This is a genomic window from Kitasatospora sp. NPDC032757, assembly GCF_055579305.1.
In genome coordinates, this window is sequence record NZ_JBVINN010000028.1 from 43,670 (window position 1) to 57,502 (window position 13,833).

Sequence of the window (13,833 nt, forward strand, 5' to 3'; positions counted from 1 at the left end):
ACTGCTGAAGTTGAATTCGTGATGTCGCTCTGCAGGTCCTGAAGCCGGATCCGCGCCCGCGCGGCCCTCTCGGCGTCGGTCGAACCGCCGCCCTGCGCATACCTCACAGTCCAGGGCCACCGACAGCATCTGCCGGTTGTCAGGCGAACGGTACCGACTCCACCCAATCAAGTTGACCGCATGTCACTCTCCACGACGGCGCTTGTAGTACGCGTACGTCAGAGCCAGGAGAAGAGGGCCCCAGAGAATCAGCGGGAGAGTGGCCGCTGCCGCGAGGGCCTTCCACCAGCCGTTGGAGTACTCGACGAGGGGGACCCCGCCGATGTGGAGAAAGGCGAGCGGCAGTGGGTCCCACAGCGCGATGAGTGCCAGACCGCCCAAGGCGGCCGGAACGATCGCTGCGAGCGGTGGAATACGTCGGCCGCCGATGATCGGGATCCAGGAAGGAGCGACTTCGCCCCATCCGGCCACCAGGCCGAAGGAGAGGTAGGCGAGCCCCTCGGAGAGAAGGCTGAGCCCGAAGACGTAGAGGATCACCCACCAGTGCCACGTCTTGTGGACGGCGTAGACCTGGCCCATCTCGAAGTCGAACGCGAACGGCAGGCGCCAGAGGCACGATGGCAAAACGGCCAGGGGTATGACCTGGGCGGAGCGGATGGCCCACCTGGGGACCGGCTGCGCGGTGTCACCGACCGTCGGGGACGGATGAAGCGTCTTGAATCGCATGGGCCGATCTTCCTGGTCCGGCGGGCGCAGGGGATCGGCCTGAAGTAGTGTCCGACGGTCACCCTCGCGAGGGGCATCGAGTCCTCCGCTGGAAGGGCGGCCGCGGCTCCGGGCGAGCTTCGATGGCAGGGATGGCTGCTACGAGCCGGGCGAACGGCTGCTTCGCCGACACCAGCCGTACCCCGGAAGGCTGACCGACATCACGCTTTCAAGTTCGGTAGCTCGTCATACCCGGGGAAGAAGGTCAGGTCACCGCAACCGGCCGGTTCCGACTACCGCGTCACGTCACAGTTCGCCGGAGACCAGCCACCGCCAGCGTCGGCGCTCCGTGACCAGGGTCGCGGCGGCCAGCAGGGTCACGGGGCCGGCCGCCCACACGGGCCAGGCCAGCCATGAGGAAACCACGGCCGCGGCGAGCTGGAGCAGCACCAGGAGGATCGTGACGAAGCCCGGTACTGCGATGATCACCTGCGCTTTGTCACCTGGAGTGGAGAAGCACGCGGGAAGGCCGACCAGGAGCACCACGGACAGAGCGGCGAGCCACCAGGAGTGGCCGGCCAGCACCCAGGGTGTCGCCACCCAGGCGACGAGTTCCACCGCGAAGCGCAGAACGGACGCGGCGCGGTCGTCCGGTCGAGCCGAAAGCGGTCCCCCCGCAGTATTGATCACCTGTGGACGGTTTCATCGCCCGCACCCAACGGTCAAGTGCCCGAGCACCGTTGCTCGCCAAGCAGGCTTCTTCCTGTGCCCTGTGCAGCTGGCCGCCGCGCGGCCCGGCTGACGCAACCCGCAGGACGAGGACCGGCTGCTGTTCGCCGACGACATCGGCACGGCCCGGCTGTGCGCCGCGACCGGCTGCACCGGCCGACCCGGGAACGGTGGGCACGGCGCAACAGAACACGCCGGTAATGCGGTCAACGGGTCGGTGGACGGCCTTGCCCGCGTAGGACAGCCGGAAGGAGAACAGCAGGACACCGACTCGCCCGGCGAGCCGCATCGTCACGTCGCCGGAGTCGACCTCGGCCTCCATGCCCGGTTGGTGAGTCTGCGGGACGCCCAGGGAGCCGCCAGGCGCTGAAGCGGAGCGGAGCGGAGGGGCCCGAGGGCTGCGGGAGCTCGTCGTGCCGCGCGGCGGGGGACAGGGGCTACTCGGCGGGCGGCCTGCGCGGTGCGGGCCGGCGTCCGGGTGCCCGGCCGGGCGCTTCCCGGCGCCGGGGTCCGGCTTGCTCCTGGGCCTGGGCGTCGGCGCTGTGCCCCGGGGCGGCGCGGCGGCCGCAGCGGGGTAGCGGCCGCTGATCAGGGCGGCGGCCCCGGCGAGCGCGCGCGGCCTGCCCTCGGCTAACCTCCCCCCTCGTGGACGATCACCCCGAGCCCTCGACCCTGCGCGTCTTCGTGGCGCTGGCTCCGCCCGACGACGCCAAGGACGAACTGGCCCGGGCCCTGCAGCCCGCCTACGCCATGTACCCGCGGCTGCGGTGGAACCGGATCGAGGACTGGCACATCACCCTGGCCTTCCTCGGCGAACTGCCGTCCACGGCAGTGCCGCTGCTGCGGTCGGCGCTGGCCGGTCCGACGGCGTCGCGCCCCGCCCTGCGCCTGGGCCTGCGGGGCGGCGGCCACTTCGACCAGCGGCTGCTGTGGAGCGGGATCGACGGGGACCTGGAGGGACTGCACCTGCTCGCCGCCGACGTCCGGGACCTGGTCAGGTCCTGCGGGATCGAGTTCAGCGACCGCCCGCTGCGCCCCCATCTGACCCTGGCACGGTCCCGCCGCGACGATCCCACCAGCGTGCCGCAGGCCGCGGCCGGGCTCACCGGGTTCGTGGGCCGGCCGTGGCAGGCCGAGCGTCTCCACCTTGTCGGCAGCAACATCGGCCGTGGCCCCGGGCCGATCCGCTACCGCGACATCGAGGCGTGGCGATTCGGTCCCGCCGTCCGGGCCGGGGGCGACGGCGCTCCCACTGGGCCGTAGCCGGCAGGCGAGTGCCTGCGGTGGGTGGGTGGTTGTGTCGGTCCGTTGGTGACGGAACCCCGGGTGGGGTGGTGCTGCGCCGGGGCCGGGTCGGGCCGTGTGGCCCGAATCTCGCAGCCGGCTGCTCCTCCGTTCGAGGCGGAGCTCAGAACGTGAGGTAGACCGGCCCGCCGAGCCCGGCCAGCGAGCAGTACCAGGCAAACGGTTTCAGCGTGTGCGTCTTGAAGTACTTGCTGAGGAAGTGCACGGCCGCGTACCCGCCGACGAAGGCCAGGACGCTCGCGACCGGGACCTGTGCACCGAGGTCGGCGCCGTCCGCGTCGATCAGCGAGGGCAGTTCGAACAGGGCGGCGGACCCGATCACGGGCGCGGTGAGGAGGAACGCGAAGCGGGCCGAGTCCTCGTGGGACAGGCCGTTGAGGACACCGGCGCCGATGATGATCCCCGTGCGGCTGATCCCGGGCAGGAAGGCGGTGATCTGTGCCGCCCCGCTGCAGACCGCCTGCCAGAAGCTCAACTGGACGATTCGACGGTCCGACTGTCCCTCGGCCGAGAGGTAGCCGCGGCCGCGCCCGCCCCGGCGGCGTGCCAGGCGCGACGGCGCACCGGGCCGTCGTCGAGCCAGCCGTGCAGGCAGAGCAGCCGGGCGAGGATCAGCGCGGGCAGTACGGCATCGCTCATCGCGAACTGGGAGTAGAAGACCACCGGCGGCGGCAGCGCGGTGACGGCGCCGAAGACGTGCGCGAGCTGCCGGCGCAGGCCGAGGCGGCGCAGGGCGACGTACGCGAGTGGGAAGACCAGTGCGCTGACCACGGCGTTGATCCCCATGATCAGGTGGTACGCGGTCACCGGGTCGTCGGCGAGCCGCAGTGCGGGCGAGATCAGCAGCGGGTAGCCGCCGGGGATGACCACGCCGACCGGGATCTCCGTCGGCGGCCGGCCGGCGAGGACGCGGGCCAGGACGAGGTATGAGTCCTCGTCGGGGTGGACGGACGGGTAGCTCAGGTGTCGGGCGAGGCCGAGCCGTAAGAGCATCTCGGCGGCGTACCCGGCGGTCAGGGCGGCGGGCCAGAACCAGCGGCGCAGGCGCAGCTCCCCGAAGCGCCGTGCCGCCCAGCCGGTGGGGCGGCCGGTGGGGCGGCCGGTGCGGGTGGTCGGTGATGGTGTGGTGGCGGCCGGCGCTCCGCTCGGCCGCTCGGACGTGCTGGGTGCGCTGTGCTGCTGCATCGAACTCTGTTTCCTCCCCTGATGGTTCGGCTCCGCCGGGCACCGGGGCACCCGGGCACGCGGGGCGTCGGAGGGCGTGCCGAACCGCGGCGCGGCCCGTGCCGGGGCGCGCCTCATGTCGTGCGACTATGTATATTGCTGATCTACATATGCAGGTGAAGTGAGTCGATGGGGAGGGGTCTGGCGAGAGCGGGCATTGGTTCCCCCCGGAACACGGCTGCGGGCATGCCGCAGGAACATCTGGCTATGGCTGTGGGAAAGCAGTGCGCGCCCCGGCGGCCCCGGCTGTCCGGGTGCCGTCGTCAGGGCGGCTCTGCTGCGACGCGAACAGGGAGGCTGGCTGTCGGCCCCGCCGCTCACTGTGGAAGACGTGTGGCGGGCGGCGAGGTTGCAGGGGGCGGCGAAGAAGATTTTCCGACTACCTGCCCCGGCTCGCCCGGCCGCCCATACCCACCCTCGGTGGCGCTGCAGGCGACACCCCCGGGGTTACTCCTGGTGGGCCGTCAGTCCCGGCCGGGATCATGCGGCCGCAGGCCGCCGTTGCTCGTTCCTGGCGCCGGCCGGCCGGTGTCCGCGGCGTGCGGTCGACGAAGATCATTCCGCGTCCTATGCTGTCGCGATGTTCGACACAACGCCCCCTACCCTGCTCTTCGTCATCGGCCCGGCGGCGGTCGGCAAGATGACGGTGGGCGGCGCCATAGCAGAGCGCACGGGGTTCAAGCTCTTCCACAACCACCTGACCATCGAGCCGCTGCTGCGACTGTTCCCCTACGAGTCGTCTCAGTTCCAGCGCCTCAACCATGCCTTCCGTGAGCAGATCTTCGCCGAGGCCGCCGCGAGCGACCTGCCCGGGCTGGTGTTCACCCTTGTCTGGGACTTCGACGATCCGGAGGACGCCGCACTGGTGGAGCGCTATTGCGCCCCGTTCCGTGATCGCGGTTCGCGTGTGCTGTTCCTGGAGTTGTCTGCCGACCAGAGCGTCCGGCTGGAACGCAACGCGGGTGAGTCCCGTCTGGCGGAGAAGGCCTCCAAGCGGGACCTCGCATGGTCCAATGCAAACCTGGTCGGCATGGACGCGAAGTATCGCCTCAACTCGGTCGACGACTTCGCCCATCGCCCGGGTGCGCACCTTTTGATCGACAACACCCATCTCGGACCCGCCGAGGTTGCCGAGCGGGCCGTGGAACACTTCGGGCTCCGACCCTCCTCCTGACCGCCAGTATCCGGGGTTCTGGTGACCGTGCCCGCCGTGCCCGCCGTGCCCGCCGTGCCCGCCGGGCCGGCCCGCGCTGCCAGGACTGACCCGGCGGCACCCTGACGAGCAGCCCGCCGGGCCCTGCCGGGTAACGTCCCGGCGGGGGAGGGTTGCGCCGCGGCGCCGGCCTCAGACGCCGCCCCGCCGTCCTGGTGTGGGAGCCGGGTCCGGGCCTCGACCGGTACCGGGCCGGCAGTGCGGCCTGGCAGGGGTGTGCGTAGGCGGCCAGGGCGGCGACGCGTTCGGCCTGCTCCAGCCGGCCCGACCCGGCCGGCCGCTCCTCGCTCAACCCCTGCCGGACGGATTCCAGGTCACCGTTTCCAGGTCACCGCTCCAGGACCCCGCCGCCAGGCAGGCGTGCCGCTCGGCTCGTACGGCTACCAGTGCCCGCTGCCCCGGATTCGGGCCGAGGTCCGTGTGCGTCGCCGCGCGGCCGGTGCGGGCGAGCTCAGCGCCGCCAGCGGTAGAAGGCGTCCCATTCCTCGGTGATCCAGGTACCGTCGCCGACCGGCATCACAGTGTCGACCTCGGCCATCGGGTACTCGATCCGGCCGTGCAGCGCGCCGGTGGCGGGGTCGGCGAGCCAGTGACTGTGCTCCCTCCAGCCGTCCCTGCCGAACATGTACACCGCGGCCTCGTCGTACGGGTTGTGGAGCGTCACCATCGCCGTGTCGTCGTCCACGAATCCGCTCGAGGAGGAGATGTACGGGTCGTTGTGCACCGAGCAGTCGCCGGTGCCGGGGGCCGGGAAGTCGCTCAGGCCTAGCGAGGCGGTGACCTGGTACGTGGGGAGGCTGTGCCAGCTGACGTCCCGTCCCCTCCGGTCGACGGTCATGCAGCGGGCGTTCCTTGAGTCCATGCCCAGGTACTCGCGCTCGCTCCAGAGGGGGGTGCCCCGGTCCTGCGGCAACCGCCTGCCCAGGACGATGGCACCGGACTGCCACCGCGCCTCGTAGTGCGTTGCCGCCGCCCGCCCTCCGGACACGGTCACGCCGGAGATCTCGTCGTTGTCGTCCCAGAGCAGGCTGACGAACCGCCCGTAGCCGCCGCACGGGAGCACGCTCCGTGCCAGCACAGTCCCCTCGGCGTCCAGGGTGAGGATCAGGGCGCTGTCGGGCAGTCCGGAGGGGAGCCGCAACCAGATCCGGAGGTCCTGATCGGCGCTGCCCGCCGAGGAGTCGCCGGCGGCGCGGCGGCATGCGGCTCCGGTCGTCGAGAAGTCGAGGTAACCCCAACGGCCCACCTCCCACGTGCCGTACGGCTGTTTCCACAACGTCGTGCCGTCCCGGGCGACCGCGACGTACTCCGTCGCGGTGCCGAAGACGGCGAACGACAGGTCGGGAGCCGCCCACTCCCTCGACCACCGGTTGGGCGACGGGGCCGGGAACTCGGCTGCCAGCTCCGTCTGTTCCTTCAGTTCGTAGATGCGCAGCGACTCGGCGCCGCGGACCTCCAGACGGGGAACGGGGCCGGTGGGGTCGAGGAAGGTCCGGGCGCCGTCCCGGTCCGGGGTCGGGTACTTGGCCACCAGCCGGGGTTTGATCGTCATGCCGGCATCCTCTCGCGGCGGGCCGACAGCGCGTTCCCCGCGCGGATCGGGCGGCTCCGGTGCCACCGGCGGTTTCTCCGCCGCCGAATGGTCGCGGCGGGTGGCGGCCCCGCGTGGCGACGTCGTCCACGTGGTGTGGACCTGGCTCGTGGAGACCGGAGGCGCCCCCCGGAGGCCGCGATCGTCGACCTGGAGATCCGCGCCTGGACCCATCAGCGACCAGACCTCCGAAGTCCTCATCGGCCGACCGTCCCGCCGCGCCGTTGTGGTTGCATTCCCGAGGCGCGGAGAGTGCGGCCTGGATCAGAAGGTCCGGGTCCGCGCGCCGACCCACCAGTGCGCGAGCCCCTGGAGTTCATGCACTGCCTCGGCCACCGTTGTGGGGGCTTCGCCCGTTGCCATGGCGGCCTGCTGCCACGCGCCGGCAGTGCCCGCGCCACGGATGTCGCGTCGCCGGTTGGCGCCTGCGCCGCCGGGCCCGGCCTCGGCCTGCTGCTCGCCGCGCTCACCGTCCGCGGCGTTGACGTCCTCGCGGGAGCCGCCACTACGTCGGTGCGCGCGCGTCCCGCACGGCGACGTCGTGGCGCTGCGGCCCCGGCCGGGCCCCGCGCACCGAACAACTGCTCGCCATCACCGCAGCTCTCCTCGGACTCCTCGCCTCCGCTCGGCGCGTTGATCAGGTCGCGGTAGCGGCGGCTCCGGATGTCCGCGAGGACCGGGCGGATCGCCTCCCGGTGGGGGAGGTGGTCGGTCAGGTCGATCCAGGGCCGTCCCGGATCGGGGCCGGGCATCCCGCCGATGAACTGCTCCAACTCCGCGACCACCACGAGTAGCGCGGTGTGTTCCTCGCGCGGGGCAGGGTCGGCGAAGTCGACGACATCGCGCTGTATCCGCGCGCAGGCCCACCGGAGCGCTTCGACGATGGTGACGTGGACGGGGAAGCGATCGGGGCGCCGGGGCAGGCGCAGCCGGTCTTCCAGGTGGGGGAGCGCGGCCAGGACGCGTCCGGCCTTCACGGCGACGCCCGGTGAGGCGGGGATGGCCGTATACGGAGCGGCGCCGGCTCACCGATCCCCGTCGAGCAGAGCCCGGTCGACACTCGGTGCGGCGGGAGCTGACCGGGAAGGCGGTCCGATCGCGACGGCTCTCCTGGTGAACAGACGGGCCGACCTGGAGAAAGCCCTGCCAGGCCGTCACTGCCCATGTCAAAGTGGACAGTCCTCAACCGGTCCAGTGCGGGTCGGAGGGGCGTCGAACACCTGGGGGACGAGTGGGATCAGGCACTGACATGCCCTGCGACGGCCGGTCGAACGCGCTGGTGCGTGACCTGGTGCGTTCGGTCGTGGCGGCTCTTGCACCGGAGGAACTGCCCCTTGTGGAGGGGCTCCGCCGCTTCGACGACGCCACGGTGGTGCGGCGGCTGAGCCGCAGCGGCGGACGCCGCGAGCCGCTGGGGTTCGGAATCGGAGAGTTCGCGGCGCTGGTGACGCCCGTCGTGTGGCTGGTACTCGACGAAGTGGCGCAGCGGATGGTGACCACGACGGTGGAGCGCGCCTCACAGGGCATGACGGGCATGATGCGGCGGCTCTTCCGGCGGCCGGCGCCCGCAGCCGAGATCCAGCCGCTGACACGGGAACAACTGGCCGAGGTCAGGGAACTCGCCCTGACGGCAAGTCGGCAGCGCGGTCTCACGCCCGAACGCGCCGAGGAGATCGCCGACGCGATTGTGGCTCGGCTGGCTCTGTCCAACGCACTGGACGGGCCCACTCCGCCGGCACCGGAACCTCCCGCCGGTCCCGCCGGTTCGGGCCCGGTCACCGGGCGGGACTAGGTGAATGCCACCGGAGGACCGGCTGAGCGACGTTGGATCGACGAAAGGGTCCTCGGCGCGGGAACGGGCCCCCGGTTCGTCACCTTGTTGCTTCTGATGCTGACCGCCGGCGGGGCCATGATCCTGGACGTGGTCAGGGTCCTGGCCGACGGGGACGAGACCGGATGCAGCCTCGCCGCGGGCGTGGACCCCGCTGACGGCAGCTACTGGAACGCCTCGCTCAGCATCTCCGGCCAGGTCACCGCCGCCCACTTCTGCCTGTCCCTGTGGGCACCCGCGCCGCCGTGGTGGCAGGTGGCCGGCTGGCCCCTTCTGCTGGTGGTCACAGCCGGGCTGCTCTTCGCCGTACTGCCGCTGTGGAAGGCCCGGTCGAGCCGTGTCGTCCCCCTGGCGGCGGTCGATCCGGGTGGTGAACTCCTCGCCCTGATAACGGAGCTGTGCACGGCGACGGGCGTGGCGCCGATGCCCCGGGTTGTGATCGATCCCGCGGCAACCTCGGTCAGTGCGGTGGTCTTCGGCCGCTCTCGCCGCCCGGTCGTCTGCCTGCACGGCGGCCTGCTCGCCGTCCGGCAGCACGACCCGGAACGGTTCCGGGCCGTACTGCTGCACGAACTCGCCCACATCGCCAACCGCGACGTCACCCTGACGTACCTCACGGTCGCCCTGTGGCGGGTCTTCCTCGCGCTGGTGCTGCTGCCGTACGTGCTCTGCGAGGGCTACGTGATCTACGGCGTGGTGGCGGACGGCGGCCTGCCACGGCTGGACCGGGCAAGGGCGTTGGCCGTCGTCATGGTCATGCTGCTGTATCTCGCCCGCTCAGACGCACTGCGTAGCCGGGAAATCTACGCGGACCTGACCGCACTACGGTGGGGTGCGGACCCGCACGGCTGGGCCAACACCGCCACGCCGCCTGGGAGAGCGGTGCGCCGCGCTCTCGACGCGTTCCTCGAACTGTGGCGCACACATCCGCGCTGGGGTCTGCGCCAGGGGGCACTGGCTGATCCCGCACCGTTGTTCCGCACCGCGGTCCTGCCGCTCTTCCTCATCGGCACCGTACCCGTCCTGGCCGTGCAGCAGGTGCTCTGGCAGATCGCGCCGTATCGCGCGAACTTCACCAACAACCTGATGACGGTACTGGTCATCGTCCCCGGTGCCCTGGTGACCGGCGTGATCGTCGTCGCCCTGTGGCGGGCGGTGGTATACGCCGTACTGACCAGAACCCGAGTGCCCTCCGGGGCGTGGGCCGGAGGGTGGCTGGGCGCTGGAATGTCGGCCGGCCTGGTCCTCAGCGGCTGGGGTTCGGGCTGGGCCTGGCTGCCCCAGCGACCGCCGGTCCTCCTGGTACCGGTGGCGGCGGGAGCAGCCTTCGGATGGTGGGTCACACAGTGCGCGCACCTGTCGACCCGCACCTCACGAGGCCGGACCCTGCGCCCCGCCCTCACGCTCTGCCTGATCGCCGGCACCGTTGCCATGACGTCGTGGCTCACCTGGTGGATGCTCGCCGGGACCACGAACCTGAACGGGGCCATTCCGGATGCCCAGAGCATCGCCCGATCCATCCTGCAGTGGCTCCCCTCCGCGGCCCCGACCGGGGACCTGAGTAGGATTCCCGGCATCGCCGCAGTGCAACCACAGCTGGCGAACGTCGCCGACACACCCATGGGCGCACTGACCGTCACCGTTCTGTGGGTCGTGCCCCTGCTCGCATGGGCATCCGGCCCGGTGGCCGGAACCCCCCGCTGGGTGCCGGCCCGGGCGGCCCTGCCGGAAGACCCCGTGGCACCACTGCGCAAGGTCATGCTGCCCGGGCTCCTGGGCGGGGCACTGGCATGCCTGGCCGTCGTGGGCGTCCAGGCCTGTATCCACACCGGACAGCCGGTACCGGACGCACGGGGCGGACTCTACGCCCTGCGGTACACGGGCCTCCTGCTACTGGCGCTGTGCCTGCCCGCAGCCGTGGCCGCCGCCGTCGCGAGCACCGCGGACCGGCGCTACCGGCTGGTGAGCAGTCTCATCGCTGCCCAGACGGCAACCCTGCTGGGACTCACCGCGATCACACTCCTCGTGTCCGTGGACGGCTGCATCACTCCCCTCAACGTCCTCTCGGACACCTGTGCCTGGCGGCCGGCCTGGTGGCGACCGTTGTTCCCGTTCACGTTCGTGCTGAACAACGCTCTCGTCCTCTCCGCGCTCACCTCCGTCATCACCGCTCTCGCCGCCACGGCCTTTCACCGTCGACGACCGCGGGACGCACGGACCGCCAGCCGCCCCGACGCCTCTGTCCGTGGACCCCGCGCGCACCGCCTCGCGGTGGGCCTGCTGTGCACTGTGGCAGTTGCAGCCACCGCGACGGACGGTGCCTTGTGGAGGTACCGACTGGGCTTCACCGTCAACGAGATCACTTCCCAGCGCTCCCTCGTACAGGCCTGGGGGCTCCCGGACCCACCGCTGTCGGAGCTCACCCGCGTGAGGCAGATCCGAGCCTGGTACCGCCTCACCGGCGACGACCTCATCGACCTGGCGGTGTCGTACGACAACCAGGTGATCACCGCCATCCGAGCGGCCCAGGCAGCCAACGACAACTGGGACGCGTTGGACCGACGCCTCGGGCCGGTCTGCACCCGTTGGGGGGACGCCGCCTTGTTCGAGACGGTCTGGTTCCGCATACCCGCCGATCCGCTCCTACGAGCCGACTGGCACGAACTGGTCACCAAGGCGGACAAGGCGAATCGCCGCTGCACGCAAGCGCTGACCGCACGTGACCAAGACGGCCTGAGGAACGCCCTACGCGACCTGTCAGCGGCTCGGCGCTGCGCAGAATCAGTCAACGCCGGGATCGACAGAATCCTCCGCGCAGGCGGCTTCCGGGGCACCTCCCGCCCGCCCGCGAAGGGCACTGCGGCGACCTGTGACCGCTCCAACCGGTAGTGCTTTTGCTTACGTCAGCAGCCAAAGCCGTCCTCACCCTCGAGCGGCAACGCTGAAAAGGCTCACTGTGCCCGATCACGGCCTGGTGGCCAACCAGATGGTCACGGCCGCGGTGGCGGTGAGTCCGACATTGAGTGTGATCCGGCGGTCTCCGCCGGTCAGGTGAACGGCGATCGCACCGGTCTGCAGGAGGACGAAGCCGATGGCTGCGGCCGGCGCCAGCCAGGGAGCGGTGCCGGTCAGCGGTGGCAGGACCAGACCGGTCGCACCCAGTATTTCGACCATCCCCAGCGCCCTGAGAGCAGGCAAGGGCGTGCGGTCGACCCAAGCCATCATCGGTCGGAGTTGATCGCGGCTGCGGATCACCTTCAGCGTGCCCGCGTAGAAGTAGAAGAGCGCGAGCAGTCCCGCGATGATCCAATAGGCGATGTCCATGGTTCCCGTTCTTGGGCCCCCGGTTCGCGGGGGCCCGTCGATTGCGTCGATTGCGTCGATTGCCAGGGAAGCCCCTGGAGGAGGCCGGTCCGTCGTCCGGAGTTCGGACACGAAGGCGGGAGCGCCACGGCCCCACCGGAGGGAAGCCGGAAGGAGGCGGCCGGGCCGCTCCGTCCCGTCGGCTTCAGGCGAGGTCGGTGGCGGGATGTGTCGCGTAGCGGCCCATCGTGTCGATGTTGGCCTGTGGCGTCAGCGGCCGGCCGCCGGCGAGCGCCTCCTGGAGGTCTCGGAAGTACTGCACGTACAGGTCGGGGGTGAAGGTGCTGAGCATGACAGCGGGTTCGTCGGTCAGGTTGGCGAAGGTGTGCGGGGTACCGGGCGGAACCATCACGAGCGTGCCCGTGGTGGCGTCGTGGTCCTCCTCTCCGACGGTGAACCGCACGGTGCCGGAGAGGATGTAGAAGCCCTCGTCGTGTCGGGCATGGCGGTGCTGAGGCGGTCCCTGGGTGTGCGGGGCGAGGACGGACTCGGCGATCGCGAGGCGGTGGCCGGTGTGGCTGCCGTCCTCCAGAACGCGCATGCGCGTGGTGCCCAGAACGATCGTCTCGCCGTCTCGGGGACCCACCACCGATATGGCGGGGTCGGCCTGTGGCTCGCTGGTCTTCGCTTCTTCGGTCATGTTCACGAGTGCACCGCCGGGGGCCTGCCGGTGTCCAAGACCCATTCCGCGGCGCCGATACCTCGTGGGTATATTTGCAGCGTGGAGCTACGGACCTTGCGCTACTTCGTGGCGGTCGCCGAGGAACTCCACTTCGGCCGGGCCGCCACCCGGTTGCATATGAGTCAGCCGCCGCTGAGCCGGGCGATCAAGCAGCTGGAGGCCGAGGTCGGGGCTCTGCTCTTCGCCCGCTCGACCACCGGCGTCACGCTCACTCCGGTGGGCACGGTGCTGCTCGACGAGGCGCGAGCCCTGCTCGAGCACGCCGACCGCGTCCGGGTACGCGTGAGCGCGGCAGCCGGCGTCGCGACCATCACCGTCGGCATCCTGGGCGACGGCACCGACCCGGGAGTGGCCAGGCTGGCTGCGGCCTACCGCCGAAACCACCCCGGCGTCGACATCCGCATCCGCGACACCGATCTGACCGACCCGACGTGCGGACTGCGCGCCGGACTGGTGGACGTCGCCCTCACCCGGGCGCCGTTCGACGAGACCGCCCTGACGGTGCGTGCGCTGCGGACCGATCCGGTCGGCGTGGTCCTGCGCGCCGACGACCCGCTGGCCCGCAGCGACCGGCTGCGACTGGCCGAGCTGCGCGACCGCCGCTGGTTCCAGTTCCCGCAGGGCACCGACCACATCTGGCAGTCGTACTGGAACGGTGGCAGGCCGCGTGAGGGACCAGTGGTGCGCGGCGTCCAGGAATGTCTGCAGGCTGTGCTGTGGAACGGCACCGTCGGCCTGGCCCCACTCGGACACGACCTGCCCGCGGAGTTGACCGTGGTGCCGCTGATCGACATGGCGCCGAGCCGAGTGGTGGCGGTGTGCAACCAAGGGGACACCAACCCGTTGATCCGATCATTCATCGAGATCGCGACAGCCGCGTACCGCCACTGAGTACCGGCAACGGTGCTGCCGCAACTCGTGAACGATTCGAACGCTGCAGCCCTCGTGACCGCCTCCCGAAGTGGTGAGCATCTGCTGCCCCTTCTGGGCTCTGGCACGAGTTCTGTGGTGTCTCACGCTGCGTGATTGTTGATCTTCTTGTCCGCCTTCGTGAGGTTGCCCGAAAATCGTCGGGCGCTGTCGTGCTGCCGCTGACACTTCTGGCCCGTGAAAGAGGTGTTGGTCCGGTTGGAGACGCTATGTTTCCGGCGGTCGCGGACGTGAGGGTGCTGTCGGTCGATGTGGACGAC

13 protein-coding genes are annotated in these 13,833 nt (G+C 70.9%); 6 read left to right on the plus strand and 7 right to left on the minus strand.

Annotated elements, in window-relative coordinates:
* Window positions 1–183: 183 nt before the first annotated feature.
* Window positions 184–726, minus strand: coding sequence for a hypothetical protein (locus ACZ5WK_RS26610; RefSeq protein ID WP_465550788.1), 543 nt, complete (start codon window positions 724–726; stop codon window positions 184–186).
* 285 nt (window positions 727–1,011) lie between these two features.
* The gene (locus ACZ5WK_RS26615; RefSeq protein ID WP_465550920.1) at window positions 1,012–1,392 is read right to left on the minus strand and encodes a hypothetical protein; all 381 of its coding nucleotides are present in this window, start codon (window positions 1,390–1,392) and stop codon (window positions 1,012–1,014) included.
* A 687-nt stretch (window positions 1,393–2,079) separates the two neighbouring features.
* Here ACZ5WK_RS26615 and thpR point away from each other — a divergent pair.
* A complete protein-coding gene (gene thpR, locus ACZ5WK_RS26620) occupies window positions 2,080–2,697 on the plus strand; it encodes an RNA 2',3'-cyclic phosphodiesterase (protein WP_465550790.1) in 618 nt (205 codons plus the stop codon).
* A 145-nt stretch (window positions 2,698–2,842) separates the two neighbouring features.
* Here the strand turns inward: thpR and ACZ5WK_RS26625 are convergent, their stop codons facing one another.
* Both ACZ5WK_RS26625 and ACZ5WK_RS26630 read right to left on the minus strand, forming a co-directional pair.
* Window positions 2,843–3,214: an undecaprenyl-diphosphate phosphatase gene (locus ACZ5WK_RS26625; RefSeq protein ID WP_465550792.1), complete on the minus strand. Its 372-nt coding sequence runs from the start codon at window positions 3,212–3,214 to the stop codon at window positions 2,843–2,845.
* Window positions 3,211–3,924 (minus strand): phospholipid carrier-dependent glycosyltransferase, encoded by a 714-nt coding sequence (locus ACZ5WK_RS26630; RefSeq protein ID WP_465550794.1) that lies wholly within the window; start codon window positions 3,922–3,924, stop codon window positions 3,211–3,213. Before ACZ5WK_RS26630 ends, ACZ5WK_RS26625 begins: the two co-directional genes overlap by 4 nt.
* A gap of 619 nt (window positions 3,925–4,543) precedes the next feature.
* Here ACZ5WK_RS26630 and ACZ5WK_RS26635 point away from each other — a divergent pair.
* Window positions 4,544–5,137 carry a hypothetical protein gene (locus ACZ5WK_RS26635; RefSeq protein WP_465550796.1) on the plus strand — a complete coding sequence of 198 codons (594 nt, stop codon included), beginning with the start codon at window positions 4,544–4,546 and terminating at the stop codon, window positions 5,135–5,137.
* Window positions 5,138–5,627: 490 nt separating this feature from the next.
* On the opposite strand, the gene ACZ5WK_RS26640 is transcribed toward ACZ5WK_RS26635, so the two are convergent.
* A complete protein-coding gene (locus tag ACZ5WK_RS26640) occupies window positions 5,628–6,728 on the minus strand; it encodes a hypothetical protein (RefSeq protein WP_465550798.1) in 1,101 nt (366 codons plus the stop codon).
* Window positions 6,729–7,567: 839 nt separating this feature from the next.
* Here ACZ5WK_RS26640 and ACZ5WK_RS26645 point away from each other — a divergent pair.
* The 3 genes from ACZ5WK_RS26645 (at window position 7,568) to ACZ5WK_RS26655 (ending at window position 11,487) form a co-directional block, all read left to right on the plus strand.
* The gene (locus ACZ5WK_RS26645; protein ID WP_465550800.1) at window positions 7,568–7,759 is read left to right on the plus strand and encodes a hypothetical protein; all 192 of its coding nucleotides are present in this window, start codon (window positions 7,568–7,570) and stop codon (window positions 7,757–7,759) included.
* A gap of 257 nt (window positions 7,760–8,016) precedes the next feature.
* Window positions 8,017–8,559, plus strand: a complete 543-nt coding sequence (locus ACZ5WK_RS26650; RefSeq protein ID WP_465550802.1) for a hypothetical protein — start codon at window positions 8,017–8,019, stop codon at window positions 8,557–8,559.
* 84 nt (window positions 8,560–8,643) lie between these two features.
* Window positions 8,644–11,487 carry a M48 family metallopeptidase gene (locus ACZ5WK_RS26655; protein WP_465550804.1) on the plus strand — a complete coding sequence of 948 codons (2,844 nt, stop codon included), beginning with the start codon at window positions 8,644–8,646 and terminating at the stop codon, window positions 11,485–11,487.
* 75 nt (window positions 11,488–11,562) lie between these two features.
* On the opposite strand, the gene ACZ5WK_RS26660 is transcribed toward ACZ5WK_RS26655, so the two are convergent.
* Together ACZ5WK_RS26660 and ACZ5WK_RS26665 are read right to left on the minus strand one after the other, a co-directional pair.
* Window positions 11,563–11,922 carry a DoxX family protein gene (locus ACZ5WK_RS26660; protein ID WP_465550806.1) on the minus strand — a complete coding sequence of 120 codons (360 nt, stop codon included), beginning with the start codon at window positions 11,920–11,922 and terminating at the stop codon, window positions 11,563–11,565.
* Window positions 11,923–12,106: 184 nt separating this feature from the next.
* Window positions 12,107–12,601, minus strand: coding sequence for a cupin domain-containing protein (locus ACZ5WK_RS26665; protein WP_465550808.1), 495 nt, complete (start codon window positions 12,599–12,601; stop codon window positions 12,107–12,109).
* An 81-nt stretch (window positions 12,602–12,682) separates the two neighbouring features.
* Between ACZ5WK_RS26665 and ACZ5WK_RS26670 the strand changes: the two genes are divergently transcribed.
* Window positions 12,683–13,534, plus strand: a complete 852-nt coding sequence (locus ACZ5WK_RS26670) for a LysR family transcriptional regulator (protein ID WP_465550810.1) — start codon at window positions 12,683–12,685, stop codon at window positions 13,532–13,534.
* Window positions 13,535–13,833: the final 299 nt, after the last annotated feature.

What these genes read in the sequence shown, in the direction of transcription:
- ACZ5WK_RS26665 (WP_465550808.1), bottom strand. Translation starts at nt 12,601, where the DNA reads ATGACCGAAGAAGCGAAGACCAGCGAGCCACAGGCCGACCCCGCCATA.
- ACZ5WK_RS26640 (WP_465550798.1), bottom strand. Translation starts at nt 6,728, where the DNA reads ATGACGATCAAACCCCGGCTGGTGGCCAAGTACCCGACCCCGGACCGG.
- ACZ5WK_RS26610 (WP_465550788.1), bottom strand. Translation starts at nt 726, where the DNA reads ATGCGATTCAAGACGCTTCATCCGTCCCCGACGGTCGGTGACACCGCG.
- ACZ5WK_RS26660 (WP_465550806.1), bottom strand. Translation starts at nt 11,922, where the DNA reads ATGGACATCGCCTATTGGATCATCGCGGGACTGCTCGCGCTCTTCTAC.
- ACZ5WK_RS26630 (WP_465550794.1), bottom strand. Translation starts at nt 3,924, where the DNA reads ATGCAGCAGCACAGCGCACCCAGCACGTCCGAGCGGCCGAGCGGAGCG.
- ACZ5WK_RS26650 (WP_465550802.1), top strand. Translation starts at nt 8,017, where the DNA reads ATGCCCTGCGACGGCCGGTCGAACGCGCTGGTGCGTGACCTGGTGCGT.
- ACZ5WK_RS26635 (WP_465550796.1), top strand. Translation starts at nt 4,544, where the DNA reads ATGTTCGACACAACGCCCCCTACCCTGCTCTTCGTCATCGGCCCGGCG.